At 34.6% G+C, this 21,043-nt stretch carries 13 protein-coding genes; 3 read left to right on the top strand and 10 right to left on the bottom strand.

The annotated features are described in order from the left end of the window. Positions 1-252: 252 nt before the first annotated feature. Positions 253-3,084 carry an excinuclease ABC subunit UvrA gene (gene uvrA, locus ACTF54_RS12160; protein WP_347202231.1) on the top strand — a complete coding sequence of 944 codons (2,832 nt, stop codon included), beginning with the start codon at positions 253-255 and terminating at the stop codon, positions 3,082-3,084. 465 nt (positions 3,085-3,549) lie between these two features. Here uvrA and yidC read toward each other — a convergent pair whose 3' ends face one another. From yidC to ACTF54_RS12145, 3 genes are all read right to left on the bottom strand, one after another. Beyond that, positions 3,550-5,367 (bottom strand): membrane protein insertase YidC, encoded by a 1,818-nt coding sequence (yidC, locus tag ACTF54_RS12155; RefSeq protein ID WP_347197293.1) that lies wholly within the window; start codon positions 5,365-5,367, stop codon positions 3,550-3,552. A gap of 74 nt (positions 5,368-5,441) precedes the next feature. Continuing rightward, entirely contained in the window at positions 5,442-7,064 is a 1,623-nt protein-coding gene (locus ACTF54_RS12150; RefSeq protein WP_438969458.1) for a CTP synthase, read from the bottom strand. A 183-nt stretch (positions 7,065-7,247) separates the two neighbouring features. Next, entirely contained in the window at positions 7,248-9,956 is a 2,709-nt protein-coding gene (locus tag ACTF54_RS12145; protein ID WP_438969457.1) for a zinc-dependent metalloprotease family protein, read from the bottom strand. Between the two features lie 215 nt (positions 9,957-10,171). Between ACTF54_RS12145 and ACTF54_RS12140 the strand changes: the two genes are divergently transcribed. Then, positions 10,172-10,687 carry a hypothetical protein gene (locus ACTF54_RS12140; protein WP_438969456.1) on the top strand — a complete coding sequence of 172 codons (516 nt, stop codon included), beginning with the start codon at positions 10,172-10,174 and terminating at the stop codon, positions 10,685-10,687. Here the strand turns inward: ACTF54_RS12140 and ACTF54_RS12135 are convergent. The 7 genes from ACTF54_RS12135 to fahA all read right to left on the bottom strand — a co-directional run bounded on the left by ACTF54_RS12135 (position 10,684) and on the right by fahA (position 19,435). Further along, entirely contained in the window at positions 10,684-11,247 is a 564-nt protein-coding gene (locus ACTF54_RS12135; protein WP_347197297.1) for a DUF922 domain-containing protein, read from the bottom strand. The two genes, ACTF54_RS12140 and ACTF54_RS12135, sit on opposite strands and share 4 nt — an antisense overlap. Further along, on the bottom strand, positions 11,248-11,649 hold the full coding sequence (locus ACTF54_RS12130; RefSeq protein ID WP_347197298.1) for an OsmC family protein: 402 nt from the start codon (positions 11,647-11,649) through the stop codon (positions 11,248-11,250). It lies immediately after the preceding gene. 4 nt (positions 11,650-11,653) lie between these two features. Then, the gene (locus ACTF54_RS12125) at positions 11,654-13,612 is read right to left on the bottom strand and encodes a LysM peptidoglycan-binding domain-containing protein (protein ID WP_438969455.1); all 1,959 of its coding nucleotides are present in this window, start codon (positions 13,610-13,612) and stop codon (positions 11,654-11,656) included. A gap of 6 nt (positions 13,613-13,618) precedes the next feature. Continuing rightward, positions 13,619-15,151, bottom strand: a complete 1,533-nt coding sequence (gene guaA / locus ACTF54_RS12120) for a glutamine-hydrolyzing GMP synthase (RefSeq protein ID WP_347197300.1) — start codon at positions 15,149-15,151, stop codon at positions 13,619-13,621. 96 nt (positions 15,152-15,247) lie between these two features. Next, complete coding sequence (gene bshC, locus ACTF54_RS12115) at positions 15,248-16,846, bottom strand: bacillithiol biosynthesis cysteine-adding enzyme BshC (RefSeq protein WP_347197301.1); 1,599 nt, start codon at positions 16,844-16,846, stop codon at positions 15,248-15,250. 111 nt (positions 16,847-16,957) lie between these two features. Continuing rightward, positions 16,958-18,145, bottom strand: coding sequence for a hypothetical protein (locus ACTF54_RS12110; RefSeq protein ID WP_347202143.1), 1,188 nt, complete (start codon positions 18,143-18,145; stop codon positions 16,958-16,960). Further along, complete coding sequence (gene fahA, locus ACTF54_RS12105; protein WP_347197303.1) at positions 18,146-19,435, bottom strand: fumarylacetoacetase; 1,290 nt, start codon at positions 19,433-19,435, stop codon at positions 18,146-18,148. It lies immediately after the preceding gene. 98 nt (positions 19,436-19,533) lie between these two features. On the opposite strand from fahA, the gene glyA reads away from it, so the two are divergent. Next, positions 19,534-20,808 carry a serine hydroxymethyltransferase gene (gene glyA, locus ACTF54_RS12100; protein ID WP_347203175.1) on the top strand — a complete coding sequence of 425 codons (1,275 nt, stop codon included), beginning with the start codon at positions 19,534-19,536 and terminating at the stop codon, positions 20,806-20,808. Positions 20,809-21,043 lie beyond the last annotated feature (235 nt).

The raw sequence follows: 21,043 nt of genomic DNA, 5'->3' as shown, positions 1-21,043 counted from the left end.
CTTTCAAAAACAGAAATCAAAACCAACATGCAAAGTATTTCTCTGGGCATGTTAGGTTGAATTCTTTAAAATCAGATACTTTTCTAAGTATTTTTAATCAGAGGTTATCAAAATTGTTTTTGATTTTCATTTTAGTCTTGATTTTCGTTTTGATTTTGATTTTACTTTTGTTTTTAAATTTACATCTTTTAAGTAACCTTTAATTCTATTTCTAATGCTTTAGAAGTAACTTCGCAGGATTGCAAAAAATCTATGGCATACTCAGACGAAATTATTGAAGTTAAAGGCGCTCGCGTTCATAATCTTAAGGACATTGATGTAAATATTCCACGTGAGAAACTGGTGGTGATCACTGGTCTTTCTGGATCAGGAAAATCATCGCTTGCATTTGATACCATTTATGCCGAAGGACAACGTCGTTACATTGAAACCTTCAGCGCTTATGCAAGGCAGTTTCTAGGCGGTATGGAACGACCAGATGTGGATAAAATTGATGGTCTTTCTCCAGTTATTGCTATAGAACAAAAAACAACGAGTAAAAGTCCGCGTAGTACGGTGGGAACAATTACCGAGATTTACGATTTCTTAAGACTACTTTATGCGCGTGCCAGTGATGCCTATTCTTACAACACTGGCAAGAAAATGGTGAGTTATAGCGATGAGCAAATACGTGATCTAATTATTGAAGAATATAAAGGACAACGCATTAATATACTTGCACCTGTTGTAAGAGGAAGAAAAGGTCATTATCGAGAGCTTTTTGAACAAATTGCCAAACAAGGTTTTGTAAAAGTGCGCTGTGACAACGTGATAATCGATATCATGAAAGGTATGAAACTGGATCGATACAAGGTTCATGATATAGAAATGGTTATCGATCGCATTCAAGTGGGCGATAGTGAAGAAGATATCAAACGCCTGGACGAATCTATCAGAACGGCTATGTATCATGGAAATGATATCACAATGATTGTTCCTCATGGCGAGAAAGACGGTCGCTTTTTCTCTCGTACATTAATGTGTCCAGAGTCTGGAATCTCTTATCCAGAGCCAGAACCTAACAACTTCTCATTTAATAGTCCTAAAGGTGCTTGTCCTAAATGTAATGGAATCGGTACTGTTTATCAGGTTAACGAGCACAAAATCATTCCTGATCGCAGTCTGTCGATTTCTAAAGGTGGACTTGCGCCCTATCCTGACAATAAGAAAAACTGGATTTACAAGCAACTAGAATTGATCTCTCAAAAATTTGATTTTAAACTGACAGATCCTTTAGAAAAAGTTCCTGCAGCAGCTATAGAAATGATTCTTTATGGCGGTAAGGAAAGTCTAGAAATAGATAGTAAGAATCTAGGTATAAAACGTAATTACAAAATTGATTTTGAAGGTCTTGCTAATTTTATTGAGCAAACATTCAAGAATGCCGATAGCACTAGTCTAACTCGTTGGGCTAAGGAATTCATGGATAAAGTGGAATGTTCTCAATGTGAAGGATCTAGATTGCGCAAAGAGTCTATGTATTTCCGTGTGAACGAGAAAAACATTGCCCAGCTAGCAAATATGGATATCGTACAGCTGGTAGAATGGTTTGATGGTCTGGATAGCACGCTTTCGCGAAAGCAACAACAAATAGCTACAGAACTATTAAAAGAAATCAGAGAACGATTGCAGTTTTTGCTAGATGTAGGGTTGGATTATTTATCCTTAAACAGAAGCGCCAAAACACTTTCTGGTGGAGAAGCACAACGTATACGACTAGCCACACAAATAGGATCACAATTAGTAGGTGTTTTATATATATTAGATGAACCAAGTATAGGATTGCACCAGCGCGACAATGAAAAATTGATCAATTCGCTGGTTTCTTTGCGCGATACAGGAAATTCTGTTATTGTTGTAGAGCACGATAAGGATATGATTGAACGTGCAGATCATGTAATAGATATAGGACCACGAGCTGGAAAATATGGTGGTGAAATCATAAGTGAAGGATCACCTAAAGAGATTTTAAAACACGATACTTTAACTGCTCAATACTTAAATGGTAAGCGTGAAATAGCGGTTCCTAAAAAACGACGTAAAGGAAACGGAAAGAAAATAGCATTGAAAGGTTGTACAGGAAATAACTTAAAAGACGTTTCTATTGATTTGCCATTAGGACAGATGATAGGTGTAACCGGTGTTTCTGGTAGTGGAAAATCTACCTTGATTAACGAGACACTTTACCCTATTATGAACGCGCACTTTTTTAACGGTGTGAAAGTACCAATGCCATATAAAAGCATTAAAGGACTGGATCATTGTGACAAAGTAATTGATATCAATCAAAGTCCCATAGGTAGAACACCGCGATCTAACCCTGCAACTTATACAAAAACCTTTGACGAAGTAAGGTCACTATTTGCTAAAACGCCAGAAGCCTTAATTAGAGGCTATAAGCCAGGTCGTTTTAGTTTTAATGTTGTCGGTGGACGTTGTGAAACCTGTAAAGGTGGCGGATTAAGAGTTATAGAAATGAATTTCCTACCAGATGTTTATGTGACTTGTGAAACCTGTCAAGGAAAACGATTTAATAGAGAAACACTAGAAATACGATATAAAGGAAAGTCGATAAGTGATGTGCTTAATATGACGATTAATGAAGCTACAGACTTTTTTGAACCCATTCCAAAAATATACCGTAAACTAAAAACTATAAAGGATGTAGGTCTTGGATACATTACTTTAGGACAACAGTCTACTACTCTATCTGGAGGCGAGGCACAACGTATCAAACTGGCCAGCGAACTTTCAAAACGTGATACAGGAAATACTTTTTACATTCTAGATGAACCTACCACAGGTCTACATTTTGAAGACGTGCGTGTTCTTATGGATGTTTTGAATAAATTGGTCGATAAAGGAAATACCGTACTCGTTATAGAGCACAACATGGACGTGATAAAAATATGCGATTACCTTATCGATGTAGGTCCTGAAGGTGGCCGCGGCGGCGGTAACATAGTCGCAAAAGGAACACCTGAACAAGTTGCTACACATAAGACGAGTCATACGGCTAGGTTTTTGAAGAAGGAGTTGAAGTAAGTAGGTAGTTGTCCGTTGACAGTAGCTAAGTTGTTTTTCTTTTTTTATTTTTTTTTTGAATTTAATATGCGCCTATTTGTGTTGTCATTGTCTGTTTAGTTGTGAAGTTTAGATCAGAATCGATATTTTGAACTAGAACTAACATTTTCAACCTTTCTGACCAAAGCTCGCTACCGCTCACTTTGCCCACCTTTCCCATCCCAGAAATTTGCCTGGACAAATATCAGGGACTGAGGAAAGGAGATTTTTTAAAACTCCTCGCCTTAGATCTTGCATCCGACGAGCTTTTTTGCGAGAGGAATGCACTGGACAGATTGGCCTCACAGCTATAGCGGCGAGGCAATCAGGAATGGTTGATGCAGTGCTAGAATACAAACTAAAAATTACTTCCTTTTTCAAAACATATTATATCAAAAAATCCCCAATCAAAAGACTGAGGATTTTAAACTAGAACTTAAAAGAACATTACTTCTTCTTTTTCTTCTGTTCTTCTTGTTGTGCTTGTGCTTGCTCCATGATCTCTGCCATTTTGCTAGCAAATTTACCTTTCTTCTTCTTAGGTTTTGCTTTTGCTTTTTCAATTTTAGCAAGAACTTTATCCTTATCAATAATCACGTGTTTAATGACTAACATAATACCTATAGTAATTAAGTTAGACACAAAATAATACAGTGATAATCCACTTGCATAGTTGTTGAAGAATACCAGCATGAACAATGGAGATAAATACATGATAAATTTCATGTTAGGCATTCCTGGTTGCTGTGTCGCTTGCATATTCTGACCTGTCGTCATTTGCATGTAGAAAAAGATCGATATAGACGCTAAAATCGGGAATAAACTCACGTGATCACCATAGAATGGAATCTTAAATGGTAAGCTAAAAATCTCATCATAACTTGATAAATCATCTGCCCAAAGGAAACTTTTCTGCCTCAACTCAAAAGCAGTTGGAAAGAACTTAAAGAGCGCAAAGAACACAGGCATTTGAAGTAAGGCGGGCAAACAACCACTCAACGGGCTGGCGCCAGCCTCACTTTGGATTTTCATGGTTTCCTGCTGCTTTTTCATTGCATTGTCTTTGTACTTCTCTGCAATTTTATTGATCTCTGGACGTAGGATTTTCATCTTTGCCTGAGTCAAGTAACTCTTATATAATACAGGAGATAAAACCAGTCTTACACAGACAGTTAGTAAGATGATCGCAATTCCATAAGGGATACCAGCTCCTTTTTCTGGACTACTCAATAAGGTAAATAAAGGACGAATAGCCCATTCATTAATAACACCAAAAATTCCCCAGCCTAAATCTACAACCTCATCTAGATTGCGTTCGTATTTAGTTAGAATTTCATAATCTGTAGGACCAAAATACCAGTCCATATTGTACGCCAGCTCGCCACCATTATATTCTAGTTGTGCTTTTGTAGTAAACTTTTTAGTTAAAACAGTTTGCTCATCATTTGCAGAATAATTGTTGTACGATTGAATCAATCCACTTTTGAAAGGCGTATCTGTTAATAAGATGGACGAGAAAAAATGCTGCTTATAAGCGATATATGTAATCTTTTCTGCTTCTTCCTCTGCTTGCTCTCCTTGACCTGTATAGTCGTCACTACCGCCATCATATTCAAATTTAGCCTCAGTGTAGCGGCTTTCATTATCCATACCTTTAGAGCGACGGTAACCTTGTAATTCCCAATTCAACGCTACTTCTTCAGAAGTATCTGCTATTTGTGAAAGACCTTGCGTACGAATATTAAAATCCATCATGTAATCTGTAGGCTGCAACTCATAACGAAACTCTATAGATGCGCCATTAGCCGGATTTGCAGTAAGACTTAAAACTTTATTCTTACCATTCATCGATTCTTGAGCCGTAAAAACCATGTCTCTAGTACGCAGTTTACGTCCATCTTTAGTCATGAACTCTAAATCAAACTTATGGTCGCCTCCTTTGACAAGGTAAACTGGTAAAGAATCATAAGTTTTATAGTTTTTCAATAAAGCCTCGTCGATTAATGCACCTTTAGTATTGATTTTAAAATCAATCAATTCATTGTTAAACTCGATCACTTGACCTTGCGCTTGTACTGGTGTTGCTATTGAATCATTTGTTACTATAACCGGTGCTGTAGCAACTTCAGAAGTTTTCTCTGTTGTAGTTTCCGCAGCTTCAACTTCTTTCGTTTCGTCTTGATTTCTGAAAAGCATAAATGCTACAATAGCAAAAATTAATGCTAATCCTAGCATACTTTTCCAGTCCGTCTTATTCTCTTCCATACTTATGCCCACTGGGGCGTTTAATTTACTAGGTAATTATTTGTTATTGATCTCGCTTTCGTGAAAGCAGAATCTTAAACTTTGTTCTTATTTAATTTAAAATCTGCTGCAGCTTTTACAAACGATGTAAACAAAGGATGTGGCGCTGCAACGGTACTTTTGTATTCTGGATGATACTGAACTCCAATAAACCAAGGATGATTTTCTACCTCAACAGTTTCTACTAGGTTTGATTTAGGATTGACACCTGTTGTTTTTAAACCTGCGTTTTCAAGTTGTTCTCTATATTCATTGTTATATTCATAACGATGTCTATGGCGCTCACTTATTTTTTTACTGGAATAAATATCTTTGATCTTTCCACCTACTAACTCACAATCCCAAGCTCCTAATCGCATGGTTCCACCCATGTTCATGATGTTCTTTTGATCTTCCATTAAAGAAATCACAGGATTTGCTGTATTCTCATCCATTTCTACGGAATTAGAGTCTGCAATTCCTAAAACGTTACGAGAATATTCAATTACTGCCATTTGCATCCCTAAACAAATACCAAAAAAAGGTAATTTATTTTCTCTGGCGTAACGCACAGCTTCTATCTTTCCTTCTATTCCACGCTCTCCAAAACCTGGTGCTACTAGAACACCATCTAAATGAGAAAGCTTTTTCTTAATGTTATCTACTTCTAGATAACCACTATGAATAGATTCTATTTTCACTTTTACTTCATTAGCCGCACCAGCATGAATAAATGCTTCAAGAATAGATTTATAAGAGTCTTGTAATTCTACATACTTGCCTATCAAACCAATAGTTACGGTGCTTTTAGGGTTTTTGTGCCGTTGTACAAATTCATTCCAGCTTCTTAAATCTGGTTGATCTTTGGTATCTATTTCTAAATTTTTAATAACCACGCGATCTAAACCTTCTAACAGCATTTTGTTAGGAACGTCGTAAATGGTTTCTACATCAATAGATTGAATTACTGCTTCTTGCTTTACATTACAAAAACGAGCCAGTTTTGTACGTATCTCGTCAGACAGTTCGTGCTCTGTACGGCATACCAAAATATCTGCCTGCACACCGCTTTCCATCAATGTCTTGACGCTGTGTTGTGTGGGTTTTGTTTTTAATTCTCCGGCAGCGCTTAAGTAAGGAATAAGAGTTAAATGAATTACCAGTGAGTTTTTTTCACCTAATTCCCATTGTAACTGTCGTACACTTTCTATGTAAGGTAAAGATTCAATATCTCCTACTGTTCCGCCTATTTCTGTGATGACTACATCATAATCACCAGATTTTCCTAAAATCTGAATGCGCTCTTTGATCTCGTCAGTAATATGAGGTATTACCTGAACTGTTTTACCTAGAAACTCGCCTTTTCTTTCTTTATTAATAACACTTTGGTATATCCTACCAGTAGTTACATTATTTGCTTGAGAAGTATTCACATTTAGGAATCGCTCATAATGGCCCAAATCTAAATCTGTTTCTGCTCCATCTTCTGTAACATAACATTCACCATGTTCATAAGGGTTGAGCGTACCTGGATCTACATTTATATAAGGATCTAGTTTTTGAATAGTCACTCTTAAACCTCTCGCTTGTAATAATTTAGCTAATGACGCTGCGATAATACCTTTTCCTAAAGAAGAGGTAACTCCGCCGGTTACAAATATGTATTTTGCATGTGCCATAGTTCTGTTTTAAGAGTTTTAAAAACAGCTGCAAAAGTAGGTATTTTGAATAAGAGAAACGACTACTTTCTAATCGAAAAGTCAAATCTAGTAAACAACAAAAGCCAGTAAGTATTTACTGGCTTTTGTTTATCAACTATTACAATATGTTATTCTAACTACTATTCCTTATTATTCTAATTATTATTCGATGATAATCTTTTTAGTTATTGTACGGTCACCATCTACAATATTCACTAAATACATCCCTGAAGAAACATTATTCAAGTTTATATTTTGATTAAAAGAAGAAGCTGTTTCATAAGATTGATTAAAAACAGATCTACCGCTTAGATCAAAAATTTGAATCCCTACTTGCTCAGAAGCTGCATTGTCAAATACGATATTGAACTGGCCTTTATTAGGATTAGGATATATAGATAAATTATCTAGTTCAAATGACTCATTACTTAAAGGAGTTATCATTTCCACACATACTTCTAACGTCCAACTGTTAAGTGTCCCAAGATCACCAGCAGCGTTGTCTGCGACTAATAATGTCCAGTTTCCATTTGCTGGTAATCCATTAAATACCGAGAATGATGTTGATGGATCAAAATTCCCTACTGTTGGTTGTCTACATAACACAAAACTTCCTCCATCTTCAAATGTAGCGTTAAGGTCATTTTGATTTGCACACAATCTATTCCAAGCGAGAGCTAAATTATTACTTGCTGGATCAGCAACTCCTATAACTAAATCTTGTATGTAGGTATGAGAAATATCTACTCCTAACTTAATCCTTGAAACATTTTCAGTTGTTGGTACATTTAAATTAAACGCAACACCACTGTTATCATTATCAGGAATGGCAGTACCTAATGCGCCAGACGTATATGTTGTACAAACCTCTTGAACATTTGCATTTATGTTAAAATTAATACCGTTAACTGCATAAAAAATATTACCTGCTCCTTGCACCATTAATCTGCAATTAGGAGATACAATGCCACTTGGAACCGTTAAAACATAACTTCCATTGTTAGGGACATTTGAAGCTAAGGTTGTATCAAAGTTACGACCACCATCAGTGGACAGTAAAATATTTACATTACTAGCATTAATACCATTACCAGTTGTACCAGCAACATCCCATGTAATAGTTTGTAAAGAGTTAGGTAACCATACTATTCCAGAATTGCCTTGAGAAGTAACACTGAAAGGTCCCGCGTTAGCATTTACATTTACGGTTAACTCATCAAAATTAGTTTGTCCACCTCGTGTATCATTATCTCTTACAGTAAGTCTAAAATTGTGTGAACGAGAAACTGATGCAAGTTTTTCCCAAGTAGTAGAATTCCCTCCAAAAGCAATAACATCTTCTAACCTAGGAATATATCTATCTTTTGAAGACGAACCTTCAAAAGATCTAACCATAGGACCAGTCACGTTTGATTCTTGTGGGAGACCAGTAATAGAACTTAAATCATACTGTTCCCATGTATACGTATGAGAAACAGTACCATCTGGATCTGTTGAATCACCAGATAATTTATATGGCGTGTTTCTAGGAATAGTATAAGATGTACCGTCAGCGATTGCAACAGGTGCAGTATTACCTGTAATCATTTGCTGTGCACATGTACTCAATCCATTGGAAACATTATTAAAAATATCTACCAAACTTCCTACATGAAAATAAGCATCACTATTATTTTGAACATTTTGAGGAGGACAAATACCAGCATAAGCCATAATAGTAGTACCACTACCTGGCTCAAATGCATTATTTGAGGACCTATTACCACCTTGACAATTAGAAGCGTCTCCATTAAATGTATGAGGAGCACCCATCTGATGCCCAATTTCATGAGCTACAAAATCAATGTCAAATGGATCTCCTACTGGAGCTCCTCTTCCCGTTACTCCTTGTGCTTTTCTATTTGTACATGGAGAAGCAAGAGATGCTAACCCACCACCACCTGTAGAAAATATGTGTCCTATGTCATAGTTAGTAAAACCAATCGCTGCATCAATAGCAGCTTGATTCTCACCTAAAATAGCTCCAGCATTAGTATTTGAAAAATTATCTGTTCCTAAGGATATTAGAATATCATTATTAGCAACAAAAGTCATGGTTATACTTAAATCACGCTCGTAAATAAAGTTATTTCTAGTCATAGTTACTACCATAGCAGCCATAACTGCCATTCTTTTATCTGCATCTGAAGCACCTGCTGCAATTCCTGCTCTGTTCCAATGAAAGTCAGAATACTCTACAGTAGTAGAAATGGCCAGTCTAAAGTTTCTCAAAACACCATCATTAGCATTCATAATTTGGACAGGCGAGGTAGGACCTACAAAACGCTGACTCAAACCTAAATTATCGTCTACATGACATTCCCATCGTTCTCCGCCATCTATAACATCACTCTTCTTATAAACTATTACTGCTTTATTATCCATGGTATAAGAATCTACAAATTGGGTTCCCATCTTAGGAGAGAACATCATTCCATGAAAACCTTGAGATGTTAATGAAAATCGTATTTGACTACTAGGATCATTCACACCTTGACCTACATAAGATCTAAAATCTGAATATTTAGTTTGTAATTGATCTGCCATTACACTAGCCTCTTTTACTCTAAAAAGCATCACACCGCTTGATGTTGGGTACTCAATAATCGTATTAGATATATTTGATGACACACCTCGTTGTGGTGCATTAACTAGCTGCTGCTTTAAAGAATTTATATCAATTGTATAATAGGATGCAACTACTGGATCTATTTTTCTAGACCACTGTAATTCATTTTGAAGTTTTGAAACCGAGGTAGCACTCCATAGAGATTTATTTTTCTGAGCGCTCGCAGGTAGCGCAAAAGTTAAACTGAATAATATTGCTATCACGCAAAACTTGTAATATCGTAACATACTGAAAATTTTATTTTACAATAATAAGTGAAATAGATCACAAATTTGTATTAATTCTATAGTTGCAGCTATTAGTACTATAAAGTTTGAAATTTAAAGAATCCTATAAATTCTATTTAGTATTCTGTTATTTGTTACGCTTTCGCGAAAGCGGTATCTTACAATTTAAGAATACCTCTAATTAGATTACCATGTATAAAACGTCTTTGTTCATTTTGTTATTTATCATATCTGCATCTTGTAAAACAAAAACTGAAGTTACAAGAAAATCAACTGATTCCATAAGTTGTCCAATAGATGGGAAATGTAGTTTTGATGTACTCAAAAACAAAGAAGTTCAAATAATGAAGGATAAATTTAATCATACTTATCACCAGATAAATCAAGCAGATGGAAAACTAGTGCTTTTGTTTAAGTATCAAAGAAATGATAATAGCAGACTAGTAGATGATGCTTATTCTGAAAGCATTTTTATACAAATTGATAAATCTACTACCAACCTAGATTTAAAAGATGAAAATTTAAAGAATGCCAAAGTCAGCTTTACCAGAATGTGTTTTTGTCGTGGAGCAACTGGAACATATCCTGTAAAAAAAGGAAGGTTACAACTGTTTAAATCAAACGAAAAGTATCATTTAAAATTAGACTTTGTTATTGATGAAACACCACAGGTGATCACCTCAATTCAAGAAACTTTCAAAATTTAAGGATCTACAGCAAATTCACTAGTAATAAAAAGCGCTTCTTTTATTTTAGATTCCCAACTTTTTTGAGTTTCTTTAATAACACCATGTCGTGTTTCACGATCATAAGATTTTTGAGCCTGTTGACGATCTTTTTCAAACTTCCTAAAGATAAAATCTATTTCCTTTTTAGGATCTTTTTGGGGAACATATTTTTGAAATGCAGCTCTTAATTTACGAGCGTATAACTCTGAAATATCCCAATGCAATTGTTCATGATCTAAGAGATCAGGATTATTTTCATTCAAATTCCTCTTCCAGCTTAATTGTGGATAAAAATAACATTCTACTTTGATCTCTACATTAATTTTACCGTCAACAGTTTTACTAGTAAATGTATAACCTAAACTACTATTTACACTCGCAAAATAAATAGCATTTTTAGGAGGTACTCCTTTGAAATCACTCCAATTTAATTTTGAATGTTCTTGATAAGTAAATCGCTCTACTGGATCGCTATGCAGATTAGTAAGTGAATTACCAATGCATAAATAAATGAAAAACACAGCAGTAAATAACTTCATTTAGTTCCAGTTAAAAACAATATTGTTTTCAATATCTGGATGTAAACTGTTGTGGACTGGGCATGTCAACCCTACTCGCTCTAAAATAAGCTGCGCTCTTTTATCGCAATTACCTTTCATATCTAATTGCACTTCTATTTTTGAGATACGACGTGGGCTTGCAGACATGGTTTTAGTTATTTGTGCTACGCTTCCAGTAATGTCGTTTTGCATTTCTGCTGCTTTTATACCCATTACAGTCAACATGCAACTAGCAAGAGCCGTTGCAACGGTATCTGTAGGAGAAAACGCCTCTCCTTTCCCATTGTTATCTGTAGGCGCATCTGTAAGAAAAGAATTACTACTTTTTAAATGAGTCGATTCACATCTTAAGTTGCCTTTATATTCTACAATCGATGTCATCTAATTATTCCTTAATATTAATTGTATTGACATCCAACTCTTTAATGCTCAAATCTTCTTGATATTGTAAAATAAACACAGCCTCATTATAAAAACCAGCAAGAAACTTTTTAGAATAGTCAAACTTGTTCTCTGTCATTTCTGTTGCGCCATTTTTCATTGCGCTTTCATATAAATCTGATGCACTCGCCTGACGTAAAATTATGTCAAAAGCTACATCAAAGCCTCTAGTCGCATATGAGTTAGGAGTTATATTATGTATCCCATAATACGTATTGATAAAGGAGTTATTATCATTGTTTTCTTTAAACATTCTAGGAAACACATAATTTAACTGTGCTAATTTAGTATTTGATATATCCATCTCTTCATAGTTCTCTAATCCAAACATGGTAATTTGATGAGTACTTGTTTTTGAAGAGTAATGAACTATTGCGTCAGTTATAAAACCAACATTATCCACTGCAAGCACAACTATATTCTCTACATCTGGTTTTAACTTATTAATGTAATCATTTTTATAAATATAATTTTTCTTAGTATCAGGAATCAACACCGTAGCAGATGGTAGAATAGAAGTGAATTCATTCTTCAAATCTGGATTCTTATTATCTGTGACTATAATCACATTTTTACCAGTTGCATACTTTGCTAAATATTCTTTTAATTTAGATTTAAGTAAATTATTATCAGGTCTAGCTTGAAATAAATTGCGGTACAACCTTACATCTGTATTAGTAAGTGGAGAAACTATAGGAATATCAACTGGCTTCAATTCTTTTGCAGCTTCAACTACATTTTTTGACATTAATGGCCCTATAACACTATTGTAATCAGTAAAATCGGTTGCATCAAGAATGTTTTTTGTAGTCTGTAAGTTATTTTGAGTATCATAAACATCATAATCCACAGGAATACCTAAAACGTTAGCACTATCAATTGCAATTTTTACACCACTATAAAAATCCAACGCAATGCGCATGATTTTATCATTTTTTAAATTATCACGATCTGTAGTTGTCTCGTTAATATTTTGAAGAGAAAAAGGTAACATAATCGCTAATCGTTGTCTTTGAAAATTTTTCAAACTATCAATCAGTCGGGCTGTAGTAGCTGTTTTTACTTTATTACTAGAAGTCAAAACCGCTTTACCATAATCAGGATTAGGGAAGTTGATCTTCATTCCTTCTTTAAGTCCATCCTTTAATCTAGGATTTAAAGCAAGTAAAGAGTCTTCACTAATTCCTGCTAGCTTCTTTAAAGAATACATTCCCATTTTTTGAGGAACAGTAAGTTCTATAAATTTATTGTTATCAATTTTAGGCTCTTTAATATCGGTTAATGCAAACTCTTTACCTAGCTTGGGAACATTAAGAATCATTCCAGGCTTTAACTCTTTTACACTAGGATTGAGCTTTTGAAGTTCTTTGACCTTGATACCGTATTTTGTAGCGATACCATACATTCCTTCTGATTGTTTTACACGGTACTTACCATCTGAAAGTTCTTTTTGCTCTATAAATATTTCTTTAACGCTTGCATTAGGAACCTCAATTTCTACTTCTTCAAAAACAGGAATCAATATGCGATCACCTTTTTTTAATGGGTTTGAATACAGTTCTTTATTAGCTTCCTTTATGTCTAACTCGGTCACTTCATACTCTTTAGAAAGACTGTAAAGTGTTTCTTTACGACGGACTCTGTGTTTTTTATATTCCGTTATTTTGCGCTGCGTAAGAACCTTGTTTTCTGCGGGAATGAGAAGTACCTGACCAAATTTCAAACCTGATTTTAAATCTGGATTGAGTTCAAGTAATTGTTCAGAAGTGACATTGTATTTTTGGGTGAGTGTATAAACAGTCTCACCTTGTTCTACAATATGCTGTCTGTAGTTTTGCATGTATTTAGCTTCCGCTTTCGCGAAAGCGAGACAAATACAAACTATAAATAATATATTTTTCATATTCTTTTATTCCCATTCAATGGTTGCTGGCGGTTTTGAACTGATGTCATAAACTACTCTATTAACGCCTTTTACCTTATTTATTATTTCATTACTAGTCGCCTGTAAAAATTCATAAGGTAAATTTACCCAATCTGCCGTCATACCATCTGTACTTTCTACAGCTCTTAAAGCTACACATTTTTCGTAAGTGCGTTCATCACCCATAACTCCTACACTATTTACTGGTAACAGGATTGCTCCTGCTTGCCACACCTTATCATATAAGTCCCATTTTTTGAGATTATTGATAAAAACAGCATCTACTTCTTGTAGGATCGCTACTTTTTCAGGAGTAATATCGCCCAAAATTCTAATTGCTAGACCTGGACCTGGAAAAGGATGTCTACCCAAAAGCTCTGCAGCCATTCCCATAGACTTCCCTACTCTTCTCACTTCATCCTTAAATAATAGTCTTAAAGGCTCTACTATTTTAAGTTTCATGAAATCAGGCAATCCACCTACATTGTGATGTGATTTAATGGTTGCGCTAGGGCCACCAGTTGCGCTTACACTTTCTATAACATCAGGATAAATAGTTCCTTGAGCAAGCCAACTCACGTTTTTAACCTCATGAGCCTCGTCATCAAAAACTTCAATAAACACACGACCTATTGCCTTACGTTTTAATTCTGGATCACTCTCACCAGCAAGAGCTTCCATAAATCGTGCCGAAGCATCGACACCTTTAACATTCAATCCCATACCTTCATATTGTTTCAATACTTGGGTAAATTCATTTTTACGCAACAAACCGTTATTTACAAAAATGCAATACAGATTTTTACCGATGGCTTTGTGTAATAACATTGCTGCAACAGAAGAATCTACACCACCAGAAAGCCCTAAAACAACACGATCATCGCCTATCTGCTTTTGAAGCTTTTCTACTGTTTCTTCTACAAAACTGTCAGGAGTCCAGTCTGCTGTTACATTTGCAATTTTTATTAGAAAGTTTTCTAATAGTTTTTTACCATCTGTAGAATGATACACCTCTGGATGAAACTGGATAGCATAGGTTAGTTCTCCTTTTATTTTATAGGCTGCGTTTTGCACATCGTTAGTACTAGCTAATAAAGTACTGTTATCTGGCAATTTTTTTATAGTATCACTATGACTCATCCATACCTGACTACCTATTTCTATACCTTCTAGAAAAGGATCTTCTTCAATAAATGAAAGATTAGCCCTACCATATTCTCTTGTACTTGAAGCACCTACTTCACCACCGTGAAAATGTGCCAAATATTGAGCACCATAGCATACACCCAATAATGGTTTTTTACCACGTATTTCTTTTAAATCTATATGAAAAGCTTCTTCAGATCTCACAGACATTGGACTCCCAGAAAGAATAATCGCTTTGAAAGAATCTAGGTTAGATGGTACTTTATTGAATGGATGGATTTCAGAGTAAATGTTTAACTCTCTTACTCTACGCGCTATTAATTGCGTGTATTGGGATCCAAAATCTAGTATTAATATCTTATCGTGTTGCATGAGCAAATTTACTTTTTTAAAATCTAACGAAGGTGGATAAAAAACACTTTTGTTAACGTGTTTTCAATATAAAATTTGAATTAAAAAGAAATTCTCTTATAATTCAATAATTGTGAATCTTAAATCTAAAGGGTCTAGACTGTCCATAATTTTTTCAATAAAGGTGGAACCATGTTCTTGATAGAAATAAGAAAAGTTTGCCTGCCTTTCTTGTAGACTACCTTTAGGAAAAAGCTCTTTTTGAAGCAATAAAGCTCTTTCCAGAAAATCGTCATGCTTGCGCTTTTGTGCTTTTAACAATCTCTTTTCAAGGTGTTCCAATCCTTTGATTTGTTTGCGTTCTTGAGCATGGACCGCATTTTCAAAAGAAAGATCTGTTTGCATTGCTAGTTCATGTAATTCTTGAAATTGCTTTGTAAGATGTTCCTTTTGACTGGAAAAGTCAATTTCTATCTCACTTATTTTATGAGTCAATTGTGTTGTAAGCTCATGGTCTTTTTTAAATAAATCCCAAATCTCTAATTCTAGGTTACCAACCTTATTTAATTGTTTTGTAGTGGCTAATAAAGCAGAGTTGCGCAGCAACAAAATAGGAAAAGTTACTTTTTGAGAATCAAAATAATCCTTTAATTCTAACCAGTAAGCCATCTCACCACCACCACCTATATAACATAAATTAGGTAATATCACTTCTTGATAAAGTGGTCGCATAATTACATTAGGAGAAAATCGCTCTGGATGATTTTCTAATTCTTGTAATATTTCTTTTTGAGTAAATGATTGATCGATTTCATCAATAAAGTAAGTACCATTTTTTTCAATAATGCGCTTGCGATAATCGTCAGTAAGATAAAATAGATTGATTTCTCGAGGGTTTACTTGCACCTTATAGTGATCTGGCCAGTTCTCAAGGGTTTTACTTACCGCAGTAAAACTATCTTTTGAAACTAACTCTTCTTTAAAATAAGGAACAGCCAGTGACTTTAAGCGATGATCATCTGCGTCTATAATGACTAACCCATGGACTTTAAATAATTCATGGGCGATTGCTCTCGTAGCATCTGCGAGGTTCTTATTTTCTAAATAGCCCTTCTTAAAAAGACTCATGACTTCTAATGCATTGTCATGTTTACCTAAAAAACTTTTAAAAACCTCTAAAACTTTATCTAATCCTTGAGTAGATAATCTTCCAACACCACCAGATGCTTTTCTATTGTAAACAACTTTCTTATCTTCATAATTGAAGTATTGAATCTCTTCAAAATCGTGATCCTCAGTCGCCATCCAGTAAACAGGAACAAAGTTAAAATCTGGATAGTTATTTTGTAACTGTTTACACAAGTTAATGGTTGATATTATCTTATATAAAAAATACAGTGGTCCAGTAAAAAGATTGAGTTGGTGTCCAGTCGTTACTGTAAAAGTATTTGAATCTTTAAGTATTTTAATGTTCTTTAGACTTTCTGTTTTATCATCTACATTACGATATTGATGCTCAATAACATCTGCTAGCACATCGCGTTTATACTGACTTGCAGACCATTCTAATTGCTTCTCTTCTACTTGATCTTTGAAGTTTTCTAACCTCGGAAATCGATGATACAATGTTTTAAGGTGCTCTTTCTCATCTAAATAATCTGACATTAAATTTGAAAAATGTCTAATGGATTGATAAGGCTTAAGATTGAAACTCATTGATTTTATATCTGCTCAAAGATAGGAGTTGAATTGTGAAGTATTTCCTAAGATTTTAAATATGAAATAAGACTCTAATTATACCGCTTTCGCGAAAGCGTAACGTACCACCTACTTGTATCTCAAGTTATTGAGAATTTGTTTTATTTTCAACTTAAGATCTTCTCCTGTATCATAGATCATTTGTTCATTAGTAGGAAAAACAATCGCTTGTGGATTTAAGGTTTCTAAGTAAGTAGCATCTAAAGCCCTTCTATCTCCATAAACCGAACCATAAATGTAAGAAAACACAAAGCTACTGTTAACCGGAAAACGGTCGACGGTCTGTGAACTCCTATTATCTTTTAATTGAACAGTGGCCCCTACATTAGATTCCTTTAATTGCGTGTTTTGAATCACGTTTGCTGTTATAGTAATGAATTTATCCTGCTTTATATCATTTCCTAGACTGTCTTTTTTTACATTCCCGTTAGTATCGTATTCATATATAAAACCATCTTTAATCTGTTTTTCACGAATTAATTCTTTTTGAGCAACCTGTTCTGGAGAAATAACAATCCTGTCTATTATAATACTCAAGTCGTAATCATAGTCTAACGTGCTCAATTTATTATTATGATATTGAGTCCACTGGTCATTAATGCCGTAGGTTGAAAAATTAAGAAGTTCTTCTTCTAGTCTTGCAGGTAATATAGTTTGAGACTGATTTTGCAAATTAACATATATATAATTTGTTCCTTTTTCTACCGCCTCTTGAATTAATGATCTAGTGTTTTTAAAATTAGGATTGATTTCTTCTAAATAATTAAGATCATTGTAAATTTTTCTAGATTCAATTTTGTTAGAAGTAGATAGCGCATTTACCGAGTTGACAAGTAAGTAATCACTTAGAGTGGTTCTTGATTGTATAATCCTAGAATTGTAATCATTAAAATTAAAGCGTGCTTTTCTATTTTCATTTCTAATTGTAAGAGGTAGAAGAGGTCTAATTTTGTTTTGCCTAGCATCCATCCTTACATAGGTCTCATAGATAGGTTCTAATACTGCAGGGTTAGGATCTAATTTCCATTTCTGTAAGAGCATTTGATCTTGTTCCATTGCTTTTTTATAAGCATCTTCTAATAATGGAATGTATTCTTGGTTTCTTTTAGAATCTTTACCATCTATTAAATTCTCTATAGCAATATTAATAGCCTGATCAAAGTCTCCTTGATTAATAGCCGATTCTGTTTTCTTAAGGCTACTACAGGAAGAGGTTAAGAACAATAAAAATAATAGAACTATAGAGAATTGTTTCATTTATTTATTCTTAGGTTGATAAAACGGTAAGAGCTTATTGGAAACTTCACCAAATCCGATTCTCAAGTCTCCTTTATGACAATAACCCCTCATTGTTACCGTATCAAAGTCTTCTATAAATTTACGTTCTGTCCCGTCATTAAGTTTTACAGGCTTCTCACCTCTCCAACTTAATTCTAGCATAGAACCGTAGGAGTCTGGTGTGGGACCTGAAATCGTACCGCTACCCATTAAGTCACCGCTGTTCACAGAGCAACCATTCACAGTATGGTGAGCTAATTGCTGCGAAATATTCCAATATAAATACTTAAAATTTGACTTACAAACAGTTGTAGGTCTTCCTTGTTGTGGTGTAATATCTACTTCAAGATTGATATCAAAGCTACTGTCTGGTTTAGAATTTAAATATTCTAATACTGGCTTTTCTCTTTTAGGGCTTTGAGTTCTAAACGGTTCTAGAGCATCTAAAGTTACAATCCATGGAGAAATAGAACTTGCAAAGTTTTTTGCAAGAAAAGGGCCTAGCGGCACATATTCCCACTTTTGTATATCTCTTGCACTCCAGTCGTTAAGCATTACCATACCAAAAATGTATTTTTCTGCATCATTTACTGGAATAGGTTGACCTAATTTATTTGCGTCTGTTGTAATGAAAGCCATTTCCAACTCAAAGTCGACTAATTTTGAAGGTCCAAAAGAAGGTTTTTCTGCTCCCGCAGGAAAAGTCTGTCCTTGCGGTCTATGAATAGGAATATTGGAAGGAATTATTGAACTGGATCTACCATGATAAGCCACTGGCATATGTAACCAGTTAGGAAGAAGTGCATTATCTGGATCTCTAAACATCGTCCCTACGTTTGTTGCATGTTCTTTACTGCTATAGAAATCTGTATAATCTCCGATAAGAACTGGCAGTTGCATTTCTACTTCATCCATAGCAAAAATGATCCTATCGCGATGTTCTTTATTGTCTCGTAGTTCTGGATTATCTTTATCAAATATATCTCCGATTCTATTTCTAACTAATTTCCAGGTTTTTTTTCCGTCTGATATGAAATCGTTTAGAGTATCCTGCATGAACATGTCATCAGTTAATGGTACAGAACTAAAATACCCCATTTCTTGAAGCGCACCTAAATCTATAGCATAATCACCGATTCTTGTACCGATTGTAATAACGTTATCTCTTGTTAGAAAAACACCAAATGGAATATTTTGAATAGGGAAATGAGTATCTCTATTGTATCCTATCCATGAATTTCTTTTAGGGTCATTTGTTTTGTTAGGCATCTTGTATTGATTTCTTGTTAAAAAGTATATTCAAATATATCATAATAGTATGGTATGAATGCATCTGTAACTTATTTTTGTGATCTAAATCTAAACAAATGGCTAATATAGATCAAGAAATATTTGACCTTATTGAAAAAGAAAGAATACGTCAAACGAAGGGTATAGAACTTATTGCAAGTGAAAACTATGTAAGCGATGACGTTCTGGCAGCTGCTGGCTCAATTCTTACCAACAAATATGCTGAAGGGTATCCAGGTAAAAGATACTACGGAGGTTGTGAAGTTGTTGATGAGATTGAAAACATAGCTATTGAAAGAGCAAAGGAACTATTTAATGCGGAATATGTAAATGTGCAACCACACTCTGGTAGCCAAGCAAATACTGCTGTTTATCATGCTTGCTTGAATCCAGGTGATAAGATCCTAGGATTTGATTTGTCACATGGTGGTCATTTAACGCACGGATCACCTGTAAATTTCTCTGGAAAGTTATATAAAAACTGCTTTTATGGAGTTGACAAAGAAACTGGACGATTGAACTATGATACAATCGAAGCAATAGCTACAAAAGAAAAGCCTAAAATGATTATAGCAGGAGCGTCTGCCTACAGTCGTGAAATTAATTACAAAAGATTTAGAGAGATAGCAGATAAGGTCAACGCTATATTAATGGCAGATATTGCACATCCCTCCGGTCTAATTGCTAAAGGAGTTTTGGCAGATGCTGTGCCACATGCACATATATGTACCACTACCACTCACAAAACGCTACGAGGTCCTCGTGGTGGATTAATCATAATGGGTAAAGATTTTGAAAATCCGTTTGGTCAAAAATTGAAGAATGGAAAGTTAAAAAAAATGTCAACACTTTTAAATAGTGGTGTTTTCCCTGGTAATCAAGGAGGTCCTTTAGAACACATAATAGCAGCCAAAGCCATAGCATTTAAGGAGGCTCTATCAGAAAACTTTTTGCACTACATGATTCAAGTCAAAAATAATGCACAAATAATGGCTGAAGAATTTGTAAAAAGAGATTATAACCTTATTTCTGGAGGGACAGATAATCATATGATGCTTATTGATTTAAGGAACAAAAATATCACAGGTAAAGAAGCAGAAGAGTTACTAGGTAAAATACATATAACGGTGAACAAAAATATGGTCCCATTTGATACCGAATCCCCATTTGTTACAAGTGGTATAAGAATAGGTACACCAGCAATCACTACTAGAGGTTTCAAAGAGAGTGAAATGATCAAGATCGTAGACATCATAGATAGATGTATTGTAAATAAAGAGAATTTGAATGTAGAAGAAATGAATAAAGAAGTGTTTTCATTGACTCATGGCTTCCCTCTTTATAAGATGTAAATACTAATAAATTTTTACTGTAAAATAAAAGGCCTTGTTCATTTTGTATGAGGCTTTTTTCATGTGATATGATTAAGATAATTTTAATAAATTAAATATCAACAAGATACAAAACGTTGAACAGAGGGTCGTTAAACAAGATAAGAATAGAGCACTACAACACCAACTTTCTAAAATTCATAATTGCTCCATAAATATAGAAACAATTATAAATACGTTTTTGGCATATATTCTA

The sequence above is a fragment of the Nonlabens sp. genome (genome assembly GCF_965657255.1).
GTDB lineage: Bacteria > Bacteroidota > Bacteroidia > Flavobacteriales > Flavobacteriaceae > Nonlabens.
This window is presented reverse-complemented; position numbering and strand designations above follow the sequence as displayed.

Bases quoted from the DNA above. Each gene is read 5' to 3' on its own strand.
- ACTF54_RS12140 (WP_438969456.1), top strand. From the start codon at position 10,172: ATGTATAAAACGTCTTTGTTCATTTTGTTATTTATCATATCTGCATCT.
- ACTF54_RS12130 (WP_347197298.1), bottom strand. From the start codon at position 11,649: ATGACATCGATTGTAGAATATAAAGGCAACTTAAGATGTGAATCGACT.
- bshC (WP_347197301.1), bottom strand. From the start codon at position 16,846: ATGAGTTTCAATCTTAAGCCTTATCAATCCATTAGACATTTTTCAAAT.
- ACTF54_RS12150 (WP_438969458.1), bottom strand. From the start codon at position 7,064: ATGGCACATGCAAAATACATATTTGTAACCGGCGGAGTTACCTCTTCT.
- ACTF54_RS12110 (WP_347202143.1), bottom strand. From the start codon at position 18,145: ATGAAACAATTCTCTATAGTTCTATTATTTTTATTGTTCTTAACCTCT.
- uvrA (WP_347202231.1), top strand. From the start codon at position 253: ATGGCATACTCAGACGAAATTATTGAAGTTAAAGGCGCTCGCGTTCAT.
- ACTF54_RS12135 (WP_347197297.1), bottom strand. From the start codon at position 11,247: ATGAAGTTATTTACTGCTGTGTTTTTCATTTATTTATGCATTGGTAAT.
- yidC (WP_347197293.1), bottom strand. From the start codon at position 5,367: ATGGAAGAGAATAAGACGGACTGGAAAAGTATGCTAGGATTAGCATTA.
- glyA (WP_347203175.1), top strand. From the start codon at position 19,534: ATGGCTAATATAGATCAAGAAATATTTGACCTTATTGAAAAAGAAAGA.
- fahA (WP_347197303.1), bottom strand. From the start codon at position 19,435: ATGCCTAACAAAACAAATGACCCTAAAAGAAATTCATGGATAGGATAC.
- guaA (WP_347197300.1), bottom strand. From the start codon at position 15,151: ATGCAACACGATAAGATATTAATACTAGATTTTGGATCCCAATACACG.
- ACTF54_RS12125 (WP_438969455.1), bottom strand. From the start codon at position 13,612: ATGAAAAATATATTATTTATAGTTTGTATTTGTCTCGCTTTCGCGAAA.